Raw genomic sequence first — 19,507 nt, 5'->3', positions numbered from 1 at the left:
AGGGAAGAAACCATGTCCACGCAGTACCCACGGATCGTGCACGTCTCCGAGGCGCCGGAGAACCGCCGGCGCGGCGGCGACCTGCGCGCCATGCTCACCCCGGCCACCTGCGGAGCCACCAGCGGGTTCATGGGCCTGGCCATCGTGCAGCCCGGCGAGAAGATCGGCGAGCACTACCACCCGTACTCCGAGGAGTTCGTGTTCGTCGTCACCGGCGACCTGGAGGTGGACCTGGACGGCGAGACCCGGGTGCTCAAGCCCGAGCAGGGCCTGATGATCCCGATCGACATGCGCCACCGGTTCCGCAACGTCGGCGACACCGTGGCCAAGATGGTCTTCCACCTCGGCCCGCTGGCGCCGCGCCCCGAACTCGGCCACGTCGACACCGAGGAGACCGGGCCGGTGGTCAACTCCGGCCCTCCGGAACACGCCAAGGTGAGCTCGTGAGCCGCCGTCGGGTCGCCGTCACCGGAATCGGCGTGGTCGCGCCCGGAGGGGTCGGGGTCCCGGCGTTCTGGGACCTCCTCACCGCCGGGCGGACGGCGACCCGGGGCATCACGCTCTTCGACCCCGCCGGGTTCCGGTCCCGGATCGCCGCCGAGTGCGACTTCGACCCGGCGGCCCACGGGCTCGGCCCGCAGGAGGTCCAACGGGCCGACCGCTACGTGCAGTTCGCGATGGTGGCGGCCGACGAGGCGATCGCCGACGCCGGACTCGACCTGGCCGCCGAGGACCCGTGGCGGATCGCCGTCTCGCTCGGCACCGCCGTCGGCGGCACCACCCGACTGGAGCACGACTACGCCCTGGTCAGCGCCGGCGGCGCCCGCTGGGACGTCGACCACCGGCTCGCCGAACCGCAGCTGCACCGGGCGTTCGCGCCCAGCACGCTCGCCTCGGCGGTCGCCGAACGGACCGGCGCGCACGGCCCGGTGCAGACCGTCTCCACCGGCTGCACCTCCGGCCTGGACGCCATCGGCTACGGCTTCCAGGCGGTCGAGGACGGGCGGGCCGACATCTGCGTCGCCGGGGCCTCCGACTCGCCGATCTCGCCGATCACCGTCGCCTGCTTCGACGCCATCAAGGCCACCAGCGAACGCAACGACGACCCGGCGCACGCCTCCCGCCCGTTCGACGCCCACCGCGACGGCTTCGTGCTCGGCGAGGGCGGCGCCGTCCTGGTGCTGGAGGAGCTGGAGCACGCCCGCCGGCGCGGCGCGCGGATCTACGGCGAGATCGGCGGGTTCTCGACCTTCGGCAACGCCTACCACATGACCGGCCTCACCCAGGAGGGGCTGGAGATGTCCCGGGCGATCGACCACGCGCTCGCCCACGCCCGGATCGACCGCACCGACGTCGACTACGTCAACGCGCACGGCTCGGGCACCAAGCAGAACGACCGGCACGAGACGGCGGCCGTCAAGCGCTCGCTCGGCGAGCACGCCCACCGGACGCCGATGAGCTCGATCAAGTCGATGGTCGGGCACTCGCTCGGCGCGATCGGCGCGATCGAGGTGGTCGCCTGCACCCTCGCGCTGGACCGCGGCGTGGTGCCGCCGACCGCCAACTACGAGACGCCCGACCCGGAGTGCGACCTCGACTACGTGCCGCGCACCGCGCGGGAGCTGCCACTGCGCAACATCCTGTCGGTCGGCAGCGGATTCGGCGGATTCCAGTCCGCCGTCGTGCTCACAAGAACGGGGTGAGATCCATGACGTCACGTCAGCAGGAACGCCGGGCGGTGATCACCGGCCTGGGCGTGGTCGCGCCGAACGGCGTGGGGGCCGACGCCTTCTGGAAGGCCACCCGGCAGGGCGTGAGCGTCCTCGACCGGATATCCCGCGAGGGCTGCACGGACCTCCCCCTGCGCATCGCGGGCCAGGTGCGGGACTTCGACCCGCGCGGCGCCGTCGACGACCGCTACCTGGTGCAGACCGACCGGTTCACGCACTACGCGATGGCCGCCGCCGACCAGGCGGTGGCGGACGCCGGGTTCACCCCCGACCCCGAACAGCCGTACGCGGTCGGCGTGGTGACCGCGGCCGGCTCCGGCGGCGGCGAGTTCGGCCAGGGCGAGCTCCAGCAACTGTGGGGCAAGGGACCGCAGTTCGTCGGCCCCTACCAGTCCATCGCCTGGTTCTACGCCGCCAGCACCGGCCAGATCTCCATCCGCGGCGGCTACAAGGGCCCGTGCGCGGTGGTGGCCAGCGACGAGGCCGGTGGCCTGGACGCGATCGCGCACGCCGCCCGGGCCGTCGAGAACGGCACCGCCGCGGTGGTGGTCGGCGCCGCCGAGGCCCCGCTCGCGCCCTACTCGATGGTCTGCCAGCTCGGCTACCCCGAGCTGAGCCTCGCGGACCGGCCCGACCGGGCCTACCTGCCGTTCTCCCCCGACGCGGTTGGATTCGCCCCCGCCGAGGGCGGCGCGATGCTGCTGCTGGAGGACGAGGCGACCGCCCGCCGGCGCGGGGCCGCCGTCCGGGCGCACATCGTCGGCCACGCCGCGACCTTCACCGGCGCCTCCCGCTGGGCGGAGTCCCGGGAGGGCCTGGCCGCGGCGATCCGGATCGCCCTGGAGCGGGCCAGGGTCGCGGCGGAGGAGATCGACGTGGTCTTCGCCGACGCCCTCGGCGTCCCGGCCGCCGACCGCGCCGAGGCGCTCGCGCTGGCCGACGCGCTCGGCCCCTACGCCGAGCGGGTCCCGGTCACCGCCCCCAAGTCCGGCACCGGGCGGGCCTACTGCGGCGCCCCCGCGCTGGACACCGCCGCCGCCGTGCTCGCCATGGAGGACGGCGTCCTGCCGCCCACCCCCAACGTCACCGAGGTCGTCCACGACCTCGCCCTGGTGACCGGCCGCGCCCGCCCGGCCGAACTGCGCACCGCGCTGGTGCTCAGCCGCGGGCTGATGGGCTCCAACGCGGCGCTGGTGCTCCGGCGCGGCGAGCCGTCCTGACCCCCGCTCCACCCGTTCACCATTCGCTCGCAACGAAGGGACATCCCGTGAGCAACACCCTCAACTATCCCGAACTCGCGGCGCTCATCCAGGCCCGGGCCGGCGTCGCGATCGACCCGGCCGCCCTGGAGCGCCCCGGCGCCGCCTTCGACGAGTTCGGCGTGGACTCCCTCGGCCTGCTCGGCGTGGTCGGCGAGCTGGAGAACCGGCACGGTGTGAAGGTCACCAACGGCGCGGAGTCGGCCAAGACCCCGGCCGAGTTCCTGGACCTGGTCAACGCCGTGGTCACCGCGAAGGCGGGTGCCTGAGATGCCCGGACACACCGACAACGAGATCGTCATCGCGGCCCCGCTCGACCTGGTCTGGGAGATCACCAACGACCTGGAGAACTGGCCGCAGCTGTTCAGCGAGTACGCCTCGGTGGAGGTGCTGGAGCGCGAGGGCGACCGGGTGCGGTTCCGGCTGACCATGCACCCCGACGAGGACGGCAAGATCTGGAGCTGGGTGTCCGAGCGCACCACCGACCGCTCCGAGCTGGCGGTCAGCGCCCGGCGCGTCGAGCCCGGCCCGTTCGAGTTCATGGACATCCGCTGGGAGTACGCCGAGGTGCCGGCCGGCACCCGGATGCGCTGGGTGCAGGACTTCGCGATGAAGCCCACCGCCCCGGTCGACGACGAGGGCATGGTCAACCACATCAACCGCAACTCCCGGATCCAGCTGCAGCTGATCCGCGAGAAGGTCGAGAAGAAGGCAGCGGAGGTCTGAGCCATGGCATCCCCCGTGACCACCCCCGGGAGCGTGCCCGGGACGGCGCACACCCACCGCGCCCTGATCGTCGCCCGGATGAAGCCCGACGCGGCCGCCGGCATCGCCGAGGTGTTCGCCGAGTCCGACAACCGCGGCGAACTCCCGCACCTGATCGGGGTGACGGGCCGGAGCCTGTTCCAGTTCGGCGACGTCTACCTGCACCTGATCGAGGCGGACCACCCGCCGGGCCCGTCCGTCGCCCAGGTGACCGGCCACCCCGAGTTCCGGGCGATCAGCGACGCCCTCACCGCCTACGTCCAGGCCTACGACCCGGCCACCTGGCGGGGGCCGAAGGACGCGATGGCGCGTGAGTTCTACCGCTGGGAGCGCCGCGGCTGAGCGCGCGTCGGCGGTGACCGGGCGGACACCCCGCGGGCCTTCCGGGCCCCGGGGTGTCCGCCCGTGCTCAGCCTCCGGCGGCGGTCCCCGCCGTCATCGCGGCGAGGACGGCACGCCAGTCCTCCCCGGGCTCCGGGCGCAGCACCGCGGCCAGCGCGTCGGCCCGGTAGTGCCAGGGGCGCAGCAGCTCGGGGTCGGCGTCCGGGCCGTGCGCGACGGGGCTCGGCGAGCCGAGCAGCCGGACCAGTTCGGCGGTGAGGTCGGCCCAGGAGACGTGGCCGGTCACCGCGTTGACGATCCGGCCGGGGGCGCGTTCGGCGCTCTGCGCGACGGCCCGGGCGAGCGCCGCCGAGTGCACCCAGCCGGCGCCCGTCCAGCCGCCGTCGAAGGGCGGCAGGAGGATCGGACGGCCGGCCAGCGCGGCCTGGTACAGCGCGCCGGTGGCGCCCCAGCGGAGCTGGTCGCGCAGCCGCCGGTGCGGGCCCCAGACGATCGGCGAGCGGACCACCGAGACCGGGCCGCGGGCCCGCGGGGCGGCGTCCAGCACGATCCGCTCGCAGTCGAGCTTGGCCCGGCCGTAGGCGCTGAGCGGTCCGGCCGAGGGGGCTCCCTCGGGCACCTCGCCCGGGGCGGGACGGCCGTAGGCGTCGACGCTGCTGACGAGGACGAACCCGCCGGTGCCGCGCCAGCCCTCCACCAGCGCGCGCGTCGCGGCGACGTCGACGGCGTGCTCGGTGAAGGTGCAGGCGGCGTGGATGACGGTGTCCACGCCCGCGACGGCCCGGCGCAGGCTGTCCGGGTCGGCGAGGTCGCCCTCGGCCGGCTCGACGCCGGCGCCGGCCACCAGGTGGGCCGACTCGGGGCGGACCAGCGCCCGTACGGGGCGGCCCTGGGCGAGGAGTTCCTGGAGGACGGCCGCGCCGACGCCCCCGGTGGCGCCGGTGAGCAGCACCGTCCCGGCCCGCGTGGAGAGCGCCCCGGGGGCGGGGCGGCGGCCGGTGGTCCGGCGTTCGGCGGCGCGGGCGGCGAGCAGCGCGGCCAGGGCGCGCGGGGTGCGCCGCTCCAGGACGTCCAGGCCGGTCAGCGGCAGGCCGAGGCGGGTGCGCAGCCGTTCGGCCAACTGCACCGCCACCAGGGAGTGGCCGCCGAGCCGGAGGAAGTCGCCGTCCGCCGCCGGCCGCGTGCCGAGCAGGTCGGCGAAGGCGTCGAGGACGGCGGTCAGGTGGGCGGTGGGGAGACCGGGGAGGCGGGCGGGGTCGAGGGTGCCGTCGGGACGGCGCGGGACGCGGTCCACCAGGGTGACGGCGAGCGGCAGGTGCCCGGGCTCGGCGAGCCGGCGACGCAGGGCGGCGCGCAGTTCGGCGCCGCTGGGGGCGACCGGGCCGCGGACGCTCGCGTAGGCGAGGGCCGGGCCGTGGTCGGCGAGGTGGAGCGCGGCGTCGGTGACCCGGGGGTCGGCGAGCAGGGCGGTGACGGCGGGGTGCTCCTTGCGGGCGGGCGCGGGGGCCGGGGTGGGGAGGCGTGCGCCGGGGAGCCGGGAGAGCGGCCGGTCGGCGTCCGCGGCGAGCGCGGTGAGCAGTTCGGTGAAGGCCGCGTGCAGGCGGCGGGCGGTCGGTTCGTCCAGCGCCGCCGGGTCGTGCTGCAGCAGGCAGCGCGGGCGCGGGCCCTCCTCGACCAGCAGGGTGAGGCCGAACTTGGCGCGTTCGAGGTCGACCTCGACGGCCTCCGCCGTGAGGCCGGGCAGCGTCAGCGGCTCGGCCGGGCGGACCAGGTCGCAGCTCACGGCGAGCAGCGGGGCGCCGTCCTCGCCCCGGGCGGCGGGGCCGAGGCGTTCGACGACCAGGTCGAAGGGCACGTCGTGGTGCTCCTGGGCGTCGAGCAGCGCCGTGCGGACGGCGGCCAGCAGCTCGGTGAAGGCCGGGTCGCCGTCGGGCTCGGGCAGACGGGCGCGCACGGGCAGGGTGTTGACCTGCAGGCCGATCAGCCGGCGCAGTTCGGGCCGGGCGCGGTGGCCGCCGGCGCAGCCGAGGACGAGGTCGGACGCCCCGGTGGCGGTGCGCAGGGCGGCGAAGGCGGCGGCCAGCACGACGGTGAACGGGGTCGCGCCGTGCCGGGCGCCGAGCCGGCGCAGGCCGTCGAGGGTCCCGGCGGTGAGCGGGGCGGCGTGCAGGACGGCGCCCCGCTCGGGGCTGGCGGGCGGGACGGCGCGCAGCAGGGGCAGCGGGCGGGCGCCGGCGAGGTGGGCGGCCCGCTCGGCGGCCGCCGCGGCGAGCCGGTCGTCGCGGGCGCGCTCCCAGCGGGCGTAGTCCGCGTACTGGAGCTCCGGTTCGGGCAGGCCGGACGGGCGGCCGTCGACGGCGGCCGCGTAGAGCGCGGCGAGTTCGGCGGCGAGGACGGGCAGCGAGCCGCCGTCCACGGCGATGTGGTGGAGGGTGAGCAGCAGGGTGTGGTCGTCGGGGGCGTGCCGGACGACCAGGGCGCGCAGGGCCGGGCCGGTGGCGAGGTCGAACGGCCGGGCCGCCTCGGCGTGCAGCACGGCGGCGGCGGCCTCGGGCGCGGCCTCGCGGACGGGCAGCGGGACGGCGGCGGCGGGCCCGGTCTGCTGGTGGGGGCGGTCGTCGTGGTGGCCGTAGCGGGTGCGCAGGACGTGGTGGCGGGTGGTGAGGCCGGTCAGGGCGGCGGCGAGGGCGTCGAGGTCCAGCGGGCCGCGCAGCCGGGTGGCGAGCGGGACGTGGTAGCGGGGACCGCCCTGGCCGAGGCGCTCCATCAGCCACATCCGCTGCTGGGCGTGGGAGAGCGGGGCCGGGCCGGGGCCGGTGCCGCGCGGCACCGGGCCCGGGGTGCGGGTGGCGGAGGCGGCGGCTGCGGCGTTCCCGGGGGCCGAGGTGCGGCGGCGGGCGCGGCGGAGCAGGTCGGCCTGGTCGGCGGGGGCGGCGGGCGCGCCGGGGGCGCCGGGGGCGCCGGGGGCGCCGGGGGCGGTCATCGGGCGGGCTCCTGGAGGTGCGGCTCGGCGGACTCGGCCGCGAGCAGGGCGCGTTCGATCAGGACGGCCTGGGCGGCCACGGTGGGGTGGTGCAGGAAGTCGCCGAGCGGGAGTTCGACGCCGAGGTCTTCGCGGAGGTCGTCGACGACCCACATGGCGAGCAGCGAGTGGCCGCCCTCGGCGAAGAAGTCCGCCGCGGGGTTGGTCACTTCGCGTTCCAGGGCGCGCGACCAGGCGGCCGCGACGACCTGCTCGATCGGGCCGAGGGCGGCGGGCTCCCCCGCGGCGGGCCGCGCCGGCCCGTCCTCGGCCGGCCCGTCCTGGGCCGGTTCGTCCTCGGCCGCCAGCGCGCGCCGGTCCACCTTGCCGCTGCCGGTGAGCGGCAGGGCGTCCAGCACCGTCCAGGCGGTCGGCACCAGATGGGCGGGGAGCCGTTCGGCGAGCCGGCGGCGGAGCGCCTCGGGCGCCGGCCGGCAGCCCTCGGCGGGGACCACGCAGGCGGTGAGCGCGGCGTCCTCGCGGCCGGCCCGGCGGACCACGACCGCCGCCTCGGCGACCTCGGGCAGGCTCCGCAGCGCGTGCTCGACCTCGCCGGGCTCGATCCGGAAGCCGCGCACCTTCACCTGGTCGTCCAGCCGCCCGTGATACTCCAGCACCCCGTCGGGGCGCCGCAGCACCCGGTCGCCGGTGCGATAGGCGCGGCCGGTGCCGGGGAGGTCGGCGAAGCGCTCGGTGGTCAGCTCGGGCCGGCCGAGATAGCCGAGCGCCACCCGGGCGCCGGCAATCCACAGTTCGCCGCGGGTGCCGTCCGGAACGGGCCGGCACTCCTCGTCGAGGACGAGGGTGCGGGCACCGCCGAAGGGGCGGCCGATCGGCACCGGCCCGCCGTCGTCGGCGGGCCGGACGCGGTGCAGGGTGGTGAACGTGGTGGCCTCGGTGGGCCCGTAGACGTTGAACAGGTCGAGCCAGGGGAAGGCGCGCAGCACCGCGGCGGCGTGTTCGGCGGAGAGCGCCTCGCCGCCGGCCAGCACGGTGCGCAGCACGCCGAAGATCCGCGAGCGGCGGGCGGCCAGCTGGTGGAACAGCGCGGTGGTGAGGAATGCGGTGGTGACGCCGAACCGCTCGACGTCGCGGGTGAGTTCCTCGGCGCTGGGCCGTTCGGCCGGGGACAGCGCGACGGCGGCGCCGCGCGCCAGCGGACCCCACAGTTCGAAGGTGGCGGCGTCGAAGGCGACCGGCGAGTGGTGCAGCACCCGGTCGCCGGGGCCGAGGGCGATGCCGTCAGCGGCCGTGACCAGGTCGGCAACGGCGCTGTGCGGGACCAGGACGCCCTTGGGGCGGCCGGTGGATCCGGAGGTGTAGTAGACGAAAGCGGCGGCGTCCGGGGCCGGGGGCGCGGGCGGCGTCGCGGGTGCGGCGGCGATCACGGTGGGGCCGAGTTCCGTGAGGACCAGCACGCGGTCCTCGGGCAGACCCGCCTCGGCCAGCAGCGCCTTGTCCCCGAGGGTGAGTCGGACGTCGGCGTCGTCGAGCATGGCGTGCAGCCTGGGGCGCGGGTACGCGGGGTCGAGCGGGACGACGTGTGCGCCGGCCCACCAGACGGCGAGCTGGGCGACGGCGAGGCGGGCGGCGCGGGCGCACAGCAGGCCGACGGCACTGCCCGGGCGGATCCCGAGGGCGGTCAGTTCGCCGGCCAGCCGGATGGCAGCGGTGGCCAGTTCGCGATAGGTGAGGGTGGTGCTGCCGTCGGTCGCGGCGAGTGCGTCGGGGCGCTCGGCGGCCTGCTTGGCGACGAGCGCCGGGACGGTGGTGACGGGAGAGGTCATGGGTGGTCAGCCTTCCGGGCGCCCCGGCGGGGAGCCGGGGCGCCGTGCGACGGTGGGAGGGAGACGGTGGGAGGGAGGGGAGCGGCGGCGGCCGGTCAGCCGGCGGCGCTCGGACGGCGCTCGTCGATCAGCCGTGCGACGGCGCGCAGATCGGGCTGGCGCAGCAGCAGGGGGGCGCGCAGTCGCACGCCGCACTCCTCCTCCAGGGCGGCGAGCAGCCGGGCCGCGGTGACGGAGGTGCCGCCCGCGTCCAGGAAGTTGTCGGCGAGGGTGAGGCCGGTGCGGCCGAGCAGCGCACGGCAGAGCCGCAGGACGCTGCGCTCGGTGGGCGTGGCCTCCTCGGTCCCGGGCCGCTCCCCCTGCTGGGCGACGGCCTCCTCGGCCTTGACCAGCGCGGCCCGGTCGATCTTGCCGTTGGCGTCCAGCGGGAAGGTGTCGACCAGCCGCAGCACGCCCGGCACGGCCTGCTCCGGCAGCCAGGCCCGCACGGCGTCCAGCAGCAGGGCGCCGTCCACCGGCCCGCCCTCGGCGGCGGGCTGCGCGAAGGCGAGCAGCTGGGCGCCGCCGCCGGCCGGGGCCGAGCGGGCGACGACGGCCGCGCGCCGCACCCGGGGGTCGCGTTCGAGGGCGGCCTCGACCTCGGCCGGCTCGATCCGCACGCCGCTGACCTTGACCTGGTCGTCCAGCCGGCCGAGGAACTCCAGCACCCCGTCCGGGCGCATCAGCACCCGGTCGCCGGTGCGGTAGACCCGGTCGGTGCCGTCGACCTCGTCGGGCGCGGAGACGAAGCGCTCGGCGGTGAGGTCGGCGTCGAGGTAGCCGATGGCCAGGCCCTGGCCGCCGATCCGCAGTTCGCCGGCCTCGCCGCGCGGCAGCGGACGGCCGTGCTCGTCGGTCACCAGGACGATCGCGCCGGGGATCGGCCGGCCGATCGGCGGCGCGCCGGTGCCGTGCTCGGCGCCCGGGGCCATGGTGTGCACGGTGGTGACGACGGTGGCCTCGGCCGGGCCGTAGGCGTTGTGGACGGTCGCGGTGACGTCCGGGCCGGGAGCCCGGCGCAGCCGGTCGCCGCCGATCATGAGGTGGCGCAGCGGCAGGCCGCGGGGCCAGGGGCGGTCCAGGACGGGTTCGGCGAGCGGGGTGGGCAGTACGCCGACGGTGACGCCGGCGGTGCGCCACCAGTCGGTGAGCGCGGCCGGGTCCCAGCGGACGGCGTCGGGGGCGACGACCAGCGCCGCGCCGGAGCTGAGGGCCGCCCACAGCTCCATCAGGTGCGGGTCGAAGGCGACGCCGATGAGCAGGCTGTGCCGGTCGCCGGGGCCGAGGCCGGTCAGCTCGCGGTACCAGGTGAGCAGGGCGCCGAGCGCGGTCTGGCCGACGGCGACGGCCTTGGGCAGGCCGGTGGAGCCGGAGGTCAGCACGGTGTACTGGGCACCCTTGGGGGCTGCGACGGCGGCGGGCCCGTCACCGCCCGCGGGACCGGCGAAGGCGGCCACCACCCCGGCCGCGCCGGGGGCGGCGAGCGGGAGGTGCCGGCCGTCCCGGTGGACGGGCGGCAGCAGCGCCCGGTCGCCGATCAGGCAGGCGGGGCGCAGCTGTTCGGCGACGGCCCGCAGCCGGCGCTCGCCGGGGCGCGGGCCGAGCGGCAGGTGGACGGCGCCGAGTCTGGCGACGGCCAGGGTGGCGGCGACCAGCGCGGCGGAGTGGTCGAGGCACAGGCCCACCAGCTCGCCGGGCAGCACCTGCTCGGCCAGCTGCCCGGCCACCTCGTCGGCGAGGCGGTCGAGTTCGGCGTAGCCCAGGGTCAGGTCGCCGTCGATCAGCGCGGGGGCGTGCGGGGTGCGGCGGGCCCAGCTGGTGAACAGGTCGAGGACGGCGCCGTCGCGGTGCGGGCGGCCGTGGGAGACGGAGAGGCCGGGCAGGAGTCCGGGCACGGGGCGGGCCGGGGTGATGGTCATGGTCAGTCCTCCGGACGTCGGTCGATGGTCGTCGGTACGGGGTCAGCCCAGACCCATGGCCCGGGCCACGATCACCTTCTGGACCTCGGAGGTCCCCTCGATGATGGTCGTCATCCGGACGTAGCGGTAGAGGTACTCCAGCGGGTGGCCGCGCACCCAGCCGGTGGCGCCGTGCACCTGGAGCGAGCGGTCGACGGCGCGGACGGCGGTCTCGGAGGAGGTCAGCTTGGCGAGCGCGGCGTTCTCGGGGGCCTCGGTGCCGTCGTCGACCAGCCGGGCGCAGGCGAGGGTGAGCAGCTTGGCGGCCTCGACCTCGGCGCGGGTGCGCACCAGGTGCTCCTGGACGTGCTGGTAGTCGCCGATCGGCTGTCCGAAGGCGCGCCGTTCGCGGGCGTACTCGACGCCGAGCCGCAGCGCGTACTCGGCGATGCCGTTGCACATCGCGGCGACCACCAGCCGGCCCCGGGAGAGGCTGTCCATGGCGAGCCCGGTGGCGGCGCCGACGCCGGCCTCGCCGCCGATGACGGCGGCCGTCGGGGCGTGCAGCCGGTCGAGGGTCAGCTCGAACAGCGGCTCGCCGGACATGCCCTCGTAGCGCTGGCCGATGCGCAGCCCGGGGTGGTCCATGGGCAGGACGAAGGCGGTGGCGCCGGCGGTCGGGCCGGCGCCGTCGCCGAGGTCGGTGGCGGCCACGACGAGCGCGAGGTCGGCCCGGTCGGCGTTGCTGACGAAGGTCTTGCGGCCGTTCAACAGCCAGCCGTCGCCGTCGCGGACGGCGGTGGTGGTGAGCCGGAAGGCGTCGGAGCCGGCCTGCGGTTCGGTGAGCGCCAGGCAGCGGGTGCGCTCGCCGCGGACCAGCGGCACGAGGTGGCGTTCGATCTGCTCGGGGGTGCCGTGCCGCAGCAGCGGGCTGGGGCCGTCGGAGCCGGCCAGCGCGTAGGGGGCGAGCGGGCAGCCGCTGCGGCCGGCGGCGTGGTGGAGCTGCACGACGGCGGTGAACGGCATGCCGGAGCCGCCGAGTTCCTCGGGGTAGTCGCCGGCGTAGAAGCCGAGGGCGGCGGAGCGCTTGCGCACGTAGGCCCGCAGATCGGCGGGCGGCTGTCCGGCGGATTCGGCCAGTTCGGCGGCGAGCGGGTCGAGCTCCCGGCGCACGAAGCTCTCGAAGGCGTCGGTGAGTTCGCGGTGCTCGGCCTCCAGGACGGCGGAGGGTGCGGAGAGGCCGGAGGCGGAGGTGAGGGGCGGGTTCGGGGTCACTTCCGGCCTCCGGTCAGGGCGCGGGCCTGGTCGGCCAGGACGGGGTGCTGGAAGAGGGCGCGCAGTGGGGGCCGGCCGCCGAGGCGCGGCTCCAGCCAGGCGGCGAGCCGCGCGGCGAGCAGCGAGTGGCCGCCGACCTCGAAGAAGTGCGAGTCGGCGGTGAACCGGTCGTGGCCGAGCACCTCGCGCCAGGCCTCGGCGATCAGCGACTGGGCCGGGTCGGTGAAGGGCTGCGGCGCGGCCGCGTCGGCCGGCCCGGCGGGCTCGGGCGCCTCGGCGGCCAGCCGGGCGAGCGCCGTCCGGTCGGGCTTGCCGCCGGGCAGCAGCGGCATGGCGTCGAGGGCCGTCCAGCTCGCCGGGACGAGGCCGGCGGGCAGCCGGCGGGCCAGCGCGGCGTGCAGGGCGGCCTGGTCGGGCTGCGGGCCGCCGTCGAGGAAGCCGAGCAGGCGGGGGCCCGCGGTGTCGTCCCGGTGCAGGACGACGGCGCAGGAGCGGCCGCCGAGTTCGGCGGAGGCGGCGGCCTCGATCTCCTCCGGTTCGATCCGCAAGCCGCGCAGCTTGACCTGGTTGTCCTGGCGGCCGAGGAAGCGCAGCCGCCCGTCGAGGTCGCGGTAGCCGCGGTCGCCGGTGCGGTAGACGCGCTCGCCGCCGAGTGCGGGCAGGGCGGTGAACCGGGCCTCGGTGGCCTCCGGCAGGCCGAGGTAGCCGTCGGCCAGCACCGCTCCCCCGACGGCGAGTTCGCCGACGGCGCCGGGCGGCAGCGGCTGTCCGCCGGTGTCCAGGACGTGCACGCGTACGCCGGGCAGTTCGGTGCCGAGCGGGATCTCGGCGGCGTCGGCGGCCCCGCCGTCCCGCGTGCGGTCCGCGGCGGTGATCTCGTGCACGGTGGAGGTGACGGTGGCCTCGGTGACGCCGTAGGCGTTGAGGACGGTGACGGCGGTGCCGTCGGTCAGCCCGCGCAGGGCGCTCGCGGGCAGCCGCTCGCCACCGAGGACCAGCAGCCGCGGGGACCATCGGCCGTCCGCCAGCGCCTCGCGCAGATCGGTGCGGACGGCGAGGGTGTAGCTGGTGGGCAGGTTGGCGACGGTGACGCCGCGGGCGGCCAGCACGGCGACCAGCTCGGGGCCGGTCGGCACCTCGCGCTGCGGCACCACCAGGGCGGCGCCGGCCACCAGCGAGGGCAGCACCTCCTCCAGCGCCACGTCGAAGGAGGGGCGGGCGAACAGCAGCACCCGGTCGGCGGGGCCCAGCCCGTAGCGGGCGGCGATCGCGGTGGTCCAGCGGGCGAGCGCGCCGCGGCCGACCAGGACCGGCTTGGGCACGCCGGTGGAACCCGAGGTGTGGATGAGGTAGGCGGCGCCGTCGAGCACGGCGGCGGGCTCGGCCTTGGGGAACGGCGGGCCGTCCAGCAGCGCCGGGGTCGCGCCGGCGGGCAGGGCGAGCGCGCTCTGCCGGGTGGCCAGCACCAGCGCGGGGGCGAGCCGGTCCAGCAGCAGGGTGAGCCGGGAGCGCGGGTCCTCGGCGGACAGCGGGGCGTACACCGCGCCGTACCGCAGGCAGGCGAGCAGGGCGACGACGCTGTCCACGCCGCGCGGCAGGACGGTGGCGACCGGCTGGCCGGGGGTCACCCCGGCGGCGCGCAGCCGCTCGACGAGTGCGCCGACGCGGCGGTCGAGGTCGCCGTAGCTCAGCCGCTCGGTGCCGGCGAGCAGGGCGAGCGCGGTGGGGTCGTGGGCGGCGGCGGGGTCGAGGTCGGCCGGCTCGGGGGCGGTGGTGGTGGCTGTGGCCGTGGTGGCCGGTTCCCGGGAGGGCGGGGCCGCGAGGTCGGCGAGCGGGGCGTCCGGGCCGTCGAGGTAGCCGCGCAGCAGGTCGAGCAGGCGGTCCGCGAGGAGGGTGGCGACCGGCTCGCCGAACAGGTCCGCGTCGTAGTCCCAGACCAGGGTCATCCCGGCCGCGCCGTGCTTCTCGCCGACCACCCGGCGGTCGTCGGGCAGCAGCACGAGGTCGAGGTCGAAGCGGGTGGTGCCGGTGTTGAACCCCTCGTACAGCGAGACCTCCAGGCCGGGCACCCGGACGTCGGGCAGCGGCGCGTCGTGCGCGCTGAACATCACGCCGAACAGCGGGTTGTCGGCGCCGCCGGTGTGCCGGCCGAGCGCGCGGGTCAGCTCCTGGACGGGGACGTCCTGGTGCGGCAGGGCGCGGAACAGCACGTCGGTCACCTCGTCCACGGCCTCCGTGCCGGGTGCCGCCGGGTCGAGCCGCAGGCGCAGCGGCACGGTGTTGACGAACATGCCGACCGTGCCCTCGAAGCCGGGCGGGCGGTTGCCGACCGCGGTGCCGACCACCAGTTCGCGGTGGCCGCTGTGGCGCCGCAGCAGTTCGGCGAAGAGCGTCAGCAGGGTGGAGAACGGGGTGTGCCCGTCGGCCTTGGCGCGCTCGCGCAGCCGCTCGGCGAGGTCGGCGCCGATCGACTGGCGCAGCTGCCCGCCGCGGTGGCGGCGGTGCGCGCCGGGGCGGGCCAGGCCGGGCAGCGCGAGATCGAACGGGGCGTCGGCCAACTCCCGGGTCCAGTAGGCGAGTCCGCGCTCGCGGTCGGCCTCCCGGGCGGCGCCGGCGGTGCGCACGTGGTCCTCGTAGGAGGGCGCGGCGGGCAGCGTGACGGCGTCGGCGGTGCCGAGCGCGTGCGCGCGGTAGACGGTGAAGAGGTCGCGCAGCAGGATCGCGAAGGAGTGGCCGTCGTGCACCAGGTGGTGCTCGACGTGGATCAGCCGGTGGTGGTCGGTGCCGAGCCGGGCGAGGTGCCAGCGCAGCAGCGGGGCCTCGGTGGTGTCCAGCGGCTCCGCGGCCTCGGCGGCGAGCAGGGTCCGGAACGCGGCCTCGGGGTCGGGCTCGGCGCTCAGGTCGCTGGTGCGCAGCCGGGGCTCGCTCCGGGTGCCGACCCGTTGGAGCGGCAACCCCTCGGCCCGCTCTACCAGTTCGAGCCGCAGACCGGGGTGGTGGGCGAGCACGGCGGTGAGGCCGGCGCGCAGTGCGTCGGTGTCGAGCGGGCCCCAGAGGTCGAGGGCGGCGGTGAAGTTGTAGGCGCGGCTGCCGGGCTGCAGTTGCTCGTGCAGCCAGACGATCTCCTGCGAGGAGGACAGTGCGAACATGGGCAACTCCCTGGTGGTGTCGGGTGGTTGTTGGGTTCGACGGTGCCGGGGGCGGGCGCCGTGGGGCCCGCCGGGGCCGGGCGCGCCGGGGGTGGTGGCGGGCGCGGCGGGGTGGTCGGGGCGCACCGGGGCGGCGCGCGGGTACGGTCTGCGGGGGGCGGTGCGTGCGTGCGGGGGGCGCGGTGCGGGTCAGGCCGGCGTGCCGAGGTGGCGGCGCAGGGTGGCAAGCAGGACCGCGAAGGCCGCCTCCGCCGCGGCCTGCGGGTAGCGCTCGCGGTCCCAGGCCAGCCGGACCAGCAGGTCCTCGCCGTGCGAGGCGGAGACCGCGAGCGGCGCGGCGAGCGGACGGCCCGCCAGGTGGACCTCCCGCCCGGCGGCCCCGCCGAGCAGCAGCGGCGGGCGGCGGTGCAGGTCCTCGAAGGTGAGCAGCCCGTCGAGCGTGCCGGACCAGCCCGCCCCGGCCGAGCGGGCGGCGCGCACCACCTCGTCGTACGGGGTGTCCGCGTGCTCGAGGTCGTCCCACCAGGCGGCGCCGAGCGTGTCGAGGTCGCGGGGCGGGGCGGGCGGCGCCGGGTGGACGAGGGTGTTGAGGAAGCAGCCGAGGACGGGGGCGGCGTCGGCCGGGCGGCCGCCCCACGGGTAGCCGAGCGCGAGCACCCGATCGTCGTCGTCGTCGAGCCGGTGCGCGGCGGCGGCGACGGCGTCCAGCAGGGCGGGGAACACCCCGCCGCGGGCGGCCCCGGTCACCGCGGGCAGCCGCTCGACGGCCATCCCGGTCGACCAGGCGGCCCCCGCCGGGCTAGCCCCGGGCGGGGGCTCGGCGAGGGCGCCGAGCCGGGCGGCCCAGTACGCCTGCGCGGCCTGGCTCGCGGCGCTCGCCTCGGCGGCCAACTGGCCCTCCACCGCAGCCCGGTAGGCCTCGACGCCCTCGGCGCGGGTGGTGCTGGGGGTGGGGGTTGCGTCGTCCGCGGTGTACGCGGCGCCGAGCCCGTCGGTGACCAGGCCGAGCGACTGCTCGTCGCAGGCGGCGTGGTCCAGGGCGACGGCGAGCAGTTCCTCCTCGTCGTCCGGCCCGGCCGCCAGCAGCAGGCGCAGCACCGGCCCGTCGGCGGGCCAGTCCAGCAGGGCCCGGCGCAGCGCGGCCCGGCCCGGTCCGTCCGGGGTCCGCGCTCGCTCCGGGGTGTCCGAGGGTTCGACCGCGACGCGGGCCACCTCGACGGACGGCTCGCCCAGCCGCAGCACCGGGGTGCCGCGCAGCACGGTGAACTCGCCGCGCAGCGCCGGGTGCCGGTCGGCCAGCCGGACGGCGGCGCGGCGCAGCCGGGGCAGGTCGACGGTGCCGCGCGGGAAGGCGAAGAACAGCGGGACGACGTCGGTCCGGCCGCGCGGGTCGCGGCGGCGGGTGATCAGGAAGCGGCGCTGGGCGCCGGTGAGCGGGAGCAGCCCCGCCGGGGCGGCCTCGGAGGCGGAGGCGAGGGACCGGTAGCGGGCGAGGTAGGCGGCCGTGATGCTGGAGTGCACGGGAGGTTCTCCGCTTCGGTTCGGTTCAGGGCGTTCGGATGTCCAGGGGGTCCGTCCCGACGGCGTCCGCCGGGCGGTCGGCGGGGCGGTCGGCGGGGTCGCCGCTCGGGTCCGCGTCCGGGCCGCCGTCCGGGTCCGCGTCCGGCGGCGCGGACGGCAGGTCCCGCAGGCCGCGCAGCGGCGAGAGCAGCAGCGGCCCGGGCACCACCAGGAAGCCCGCCGCGCAGAGCCAGAGCGCGGCGCGCGGACCGGCCGCGTCGGCGACGGCGCCGCCGAGCAGCGCGCCGAGCGGCAGGGTGCCCCAGACCAGGAACCGCATGGTGGCGTTCATCCGGCCGAGCAGCCGGGGCGGGCAGAGTCCCTGCCGGAAGCTCACCTGGGCGACGTTGTAGACCACCGCGCCGAACAGCACCACCACCCCGCCGACCGCGAACAGCACCGCCCCGGCGCCGCCGTCGGCGAGCGGCCACAGCAGCGCGAACGGCGCGGTGACCAGCGGGGCGAGCCAGATCAGCCGGGCCTGCCCGATCCGCTCCGCGAGGCGGCCCGCGCACAGCGCACCGGCGAGCCCGCCGACCGCCGTGACCGAGAGCAGGATCCCGATCGCGGCCGGCGAGAGGTCCAGCACCCGCACCCAGAAGACGGTCTGCACCGCCATCAGCACGGCGCCGAACAGGTTGGCCAGCGCGGTGGTCGCCGCGATCACCCGCAGCAGCGGGTGCCGCGTGACGAACCGCAGGCCCTCGCCGATGTCCGCGCGCAGCGAGCGCCCGGGCTCGGGCGCGGGCAGCCGCTCCTCGGCGCGGATCCTGGCGAGCAGCGCCGCCGAGAGCAGGTAGCCGGCCGCGTCGGCGACGATCGCCAGCGGTGCGCCGAGCAGCTGGACCAGTCCGCCGCCCAGGCCGGGACCGGCGATCTGGGCGGAGGAACGGACGGTCTCGATCGCGCCATTGCCCGCCACCAGGCGCTCGCGCGGCAGCAGCACCGGGAGGAAGGACTGGTGGGCGACGTCGAAGAAGACCGTCGCCACCCCGGTGACCAGGGCCACCAGGTAGAGCTGGAGCAGGCTGAGCGCGTCCAGCGCGGCGGCGAGCGGGATCGACCCGACAGCGAGGCAGCGCAGGACGTCGGAGCGGATCAGGACGGGCAGTTTGCGCATCCGGTCCAGCCAGGCGCCGGCGGGCAGGCCGACCAACAGGAAGGCCGCGGTCTCGGCGGCGGTCAGCAGGCCGACCTGGAAGGGCGTGGCGTCGAGTTCCACCACCGCCACCAACGGCAGTGCGACCAGGGTGACCTGACTGCCCGCCTGCGCCGCGACGGCCCCCGAGAGCAGGAGCCGGAAGTCCCGGCGGGCGGGCGGAGCGAGCGGATCGGTACGGGAGGGGCGAGGCGTTCCGTTCATCGGTTCGACTCTCGGTTACCGCTTCGCTACCGGGCAACCGGCTGGCCGGATTCCGGCCCCCGCCCGAATCGTCCGGATACCGCCGCCCCTTCGGCCTCCCCTCGACTTCGACCCGCGCCGCCGGCTTCGGCCCGACGCCCGGGCGGGCGGGCATGACCAGCGCGGACGCACCGGCCGGTCCTCGGGCGCACGCCGTCCATTTTGGCGTCCGCTATCCGGACTGGTACTTTCGCGCCAGCGGACGCCCATCCTCAACTTGGCCTGAACGCAAGAGGTGTTGACGCTCCGTCACCTCATGGTGGCCCGGGCGTGGTATCCACACGCACGCGGCCCCCGGACCGGGGTCGGGTCCGGGGGCCGCCGAGCTCACGTCAGGCCGGGTCGAGCCCGGCGTCCGGGGTGCGGCCCGCCTGGGCCTGCTCGATCCGCTTGACCAGCATCGCGGCGAGCCGCCGGGTGCCCGCCGGGTCCACCGGGCCGCCCTCGGTGGTGACGGTGGCGACCACCGTGCCGGCGCGGAGCACGACCGCCACGCCGTCCCGGCCAGCGAGCTGGCCCTGGAAGGCGCGGCTCTCCGTCCCGAGCGGGCCGATGTCCGCCGGGCCGTACTTGGCGGTGTCGCCGTAGGCGGCGTACACCTCCTTGAGGCGGTCCTGCGCCTGGGCGCGGCCGGGCAGGGTGTCGACGCCGAAGCGCACGGTCACCTCGCCGACGCTGTACCGGGCCTGCCCGCTCAGCGGCTTGCCGGTGCACGGCGCGACGGCGGTGCAGGTGGTGGCGTGGTCGGCGGTGTCGACCCGGCGCTTCTCCTCCTCCCAGCCCGTCATCGCCTTCTGGTCGGGCAGGAGCTGCGCGACGAGTGCGGAGTCGAGCACCGGGGTGTCCGAGTCGGGTCCGGTGGCCGGCTGCCCGGCACCGGCCGACGGGGAGACGGTCGACGCGGAGGCGGTCGACGCACCGTCGGCCGGGCCGCCGACGGTGCCGCCCGCCGGGGCGCCCGGAGCCGTCGCACCGGCCGACGCGGGAGCGGCCGACGGAGAGCCGCCCGCCGCCGGGGTGCCGGCCGGGGTCGCCGGGGTGTCGGCGGCCCCGGTGGCGGCCCCCGTGGCGGCCCCGGCCGACGCGCCCGGGCTCGCCGAAGCCGTCGGGGCACCCTTCGCCGTGTCCCCGGAGTGCTTCGAGCCTCCCGAGCCGCAAGCCGCCACCGCCGCCAGCAGCACACCCGTCGCCGCCGCAGCGGCCACCTTCCTTCCGGCCGTGCCCATGTCCCGCCCCTCTCGTGTCCGTGGCCCCTCAAGATAGACGCGCCTGCGGACGG

The 19,507-nt window shown here is 77.1% G+C and carries 14 protein-coding genes; 6 read left to right on the top strand and 8 right to left on the bottom strand.

Annotated elements, in window-relative coordinates; genetic code table 11:
* Window positions 1-12: 12 nt before the first annotated feature.
* The 6 genes from ACFCLZ_RS33180 to ACFCLZ_RS33155 are packed head-to-tail and all read left to right on the top strand — an operon-like array spanning window position 13 to window position 4,096.
* Window positions 13-447, top strand: a complete 435-nt coding sequence (locus tag ACFCLZ_RS33180; protein WP_380281583.1) for a cupin domain-containing protein — start codon at window positions 13-15, stop codon at window positions 445-447.
* Window positions 444-1,703 carry a beta-ketoacyl-[acyl-carrier-protein] synthase family protein gene (locus ACFCLZ_RS33175; RefSeq protein WP_380281582.1) on the top strand — a complete coding sequence of 420 codons (1,260 nt, stop codon included), beginning with the start codon at window positions 444-446 and terminating at the stop codon, window positions 1,701-1,703. The genes ACFCLZ_RS33180 and ACFCLZ_RS33175 overlap by 4 nt, the downstream gene beginning before the upstream one ends.
* A 5-nt stretch (window positions 1,704-1,708) precedes the next feature.
* Window positions 1,709-2,950 (top strand): beta-ketoacyl synthase N-terminal-like domain-containing protein, encoded by a 1,242-nt coding sequence (locus ACFCLZ_RS33170; protein WP_380281581.1) that lies wholly within the window; start codon window positions 1,709-1,711, stop codon window positions 2,948-2,950.
* A gap of 47 nt (window positions 2,951-2,997) precedes the next feature.
* Window positions 2,998-3,258: an acyl carrier protein gene (locus ACFCLZ_RS33165; RefSeq protein WP_380281580.1), complete on the top strand. Its 261-nt coding sequence runs from the start codon at window positions 2,998-3,000 to the stop codon at window positions 3,256-3,258.
* A 1-nt stretch (window position 3,259) separates the two neighbouring features.
* On the top strand, window positions 3,260-3,715 hold the full coding sequence (locus tag ACFCLZ_RS33160) for an SRPBCC family protein (RefSeq protein ID WP_380281579.1): 456 nt from the start codon (window positions 3,260-3,262) through the stop codon (window positions 3,713-3,715).
* Between the two features lie 3 nt (window positions 3,716-3,718).
* Window positions 3,719-4,096: a TcmI family type II polyketide cyclase gene (locus ACFCLZ_RS33155; RefSeq protein ID WP_380281578.1), complete on the top strand. Its 378-nt coding sequence runs from the start codon at window positions 3,719-3,721 to the stop codon at window positions 4,094-4,096.
* A gap of 67 nt (window positions 4,097-4,163) precedes the next feature.
* On the opposite strand, the gene ACFCLZ_RS33150 is transcribed toward ACFCLZ_RS33155, so the two are convergent.
* The 8 genes from ACFCLZ_RS33150 to ACFCLZ_RS33115 all read right to left on the bottom strand — a co-directional run bounded on the left by ACFCLZ_RS33150 (window position 4,164) and on the right by ACFCLZ_RS33115 (window position 19,454).
* Window positions 4,164-7,079, bottom strand: a complete 2,916-nt coding sequence (locus ACFCLZ_RS33150; RefSeq protein ID WP_380281577.1) for a condensation domain-containing protein — start codon at window positions 7,077-7,079, stop codon at window positions 4,164-4,166.
* Window positions 7,076-8,905, bottom strand: coding sequence for a non-ribosomal peptide synthetase (locus ACFCLZ_RS33145; protein ID WP_380281576.1), 1,830 nt, complete (start codon window positions 8,903-8,905; stop codon window positions 7,076-7,078). The genes ACFCLZ_RS33150 and ACFCLZ_RS33145 overlap by 4 nt, the downstream gene beginning before the upstream one ends.
* A 95-nt stretch (window positions 8,906-9,000) precedes the next feature.
* Complete coding sequence (locus ACFCLZ_RS33140) at window positions 9,001-10,863, bottom strand: non-ribosomal peptide synthetase (protein WP_380281575.1); 1,863 nt, start codon at window positions 10,861-10,863, stop codon at window positions 9,001-9,003.
* A gap of 42 nt (window positions 10,864-10,905) precedes the next feature.
* Window positions 10,906-12,117 (bottom strand): acyl-CoA dehydrogenase family protein, encoded by a 1,212-nt coding sequence (locus tag ACFCLZ_RS33135; protein ID WP_380281574.1) that lies wholly within the window; start codon window positions 12,115-12,117, stop codon window positions 10,906-10,908.
* Entirely contained in the window at window positions 12,114-15,266 is a 3,153-nt protein-coding gene (locus ACFCLZ_RS33130; protein ID WP_380281573.1) for an amino acid adenylation domain-containing protein, read from the bottom strand. Before ACFCLZ_RS33130 ends, ACFCLZ_RS33135 begins: the two co-directional genes overlap by 4 nt.
* Before the next feature lie 189 nt (window positions 15,267-15,455).
* Window positions 15,456-16,787, bottom strand: coding sequence for a condensation domain-containing protein (locus ACFCLZ_RS33125; protein WP_380281572.1), 1,332 nt, complete (start codon window positions 16,785-16,787; stop codon window positions 15,456-15,458).
* A 25-nt stretch (window positions 16,788-16,812) separates the two neighbouring features.
* On the bottom strand, window positions 16,813-18,189 hold the full coding sequence (locus tag ACFCLZ_RS33120) for an MFS transporter (protein ID WP_380281571.1): 1,377 nt from the start codon (window positions 18,187-18,189) through the stop codon (window positions 16,813-16,815).
* A gap of 371 nt (window positions 18,190-18,560) precedes the next feature.
* A complete protein-coding gene (locus ACFCLZ_RS33115; RefSeq protein ID WP_380281570.1) occupies window positions 18,561-19,454 on the bottom strand; it encodes a hypothetical protein in 894 nt (297 codons plus the stop codon).
* Between the last annotated feature and the right edge of the window lie 53 nt (window positions 19,455-19,507).

This window comes from Kitasatospora purpeofusca, assembly GCF_042691725.1.
In the GTDB taxonomy this organism is placed as follows: Bacteria; Actinomycetota; Actinomycetes; order Streptomycetales; family Streptomycetaceae; genus Kitasatospora; species Kitasatospora purpeofusca_B.
Note: the sequence above shows the minus strand (reverse complement) of the source record. Positions and strands in the feature narration are given on the sequence as shown.

Coding starts and splice junctions, on each gene's coding strand:
- ACFCLZ_RS33180 (WP_380281583.1), top strand. CDS start 13: ATGTCCACGCAGTACCCACGGATCGTGCACGTCTCCGAGGCGCCGGAG.
- ACFCLZ_RS33170 (WP_380281581.1), top strand. CDS start 1,709: ATGACGTCACGTCAGCAGGAACGCCGGGCGGTGATCACCGGCCTGGGC.
- ACFCLZ_RS33160 (WP_380281579.1), top strand. CDS start 3,260: ATGCCCGGACACACCGACAACGAGATCGTCATCGCGGCCCCGCTCGAC.
- ACFCLZ_RS33155 (WP_380281578.1), top strand. CDS start 3,719: ATGGCATCCCCCGTGACCACCCCCGGGAGCGTGCCCGGGACGGCGCAC.
- ACFCLZ_RS33150 (WP_380281577.1), bottom strand. CDS start 7,079: ATGACCGCCCCCGGCGCCCCCGGCGCCCCCGGCGCCCCCGGCGCGCCC.
- ACFCLZ_RS33145 (WP_380281576.1), bottom strand. CDS start 8,905: ATGACCTCTCCCGTCACCACCGTCCCGGCGCTCGTCGCCAAGCAGGCC.
- ACFCLZ_RS33140 (WP_380281575.1), bottom strand. CDS start 10,863: ATGACCATCACCCCGGCCCGCCCCGTGCCCGGACTCCTGCCCGGCCTC.
- ACFCLZ_RS33130 (WP_380281573.1), bottom strand. CDS start 15,266: ATGTTCGCACTGTCCTCCTCGCAGGAGATCGTCTGGCTGCACGAGCAA.
- ACFCLZ_RS33120 (WP_380281571.1), bottom strand. CDS start 18,189: ATGAACGGAACGCCTCGCCCCTCCCGTACCGATCCGCTCGCTCCGCCC.
- ACFCLZ_RS33115 (WP_380281570.1), bottom strand. CDS start 19,454: ATGGGCACGGCCGGAAGGAAGGTGGCCGCTGCGGCGGCGACGGGTGTG.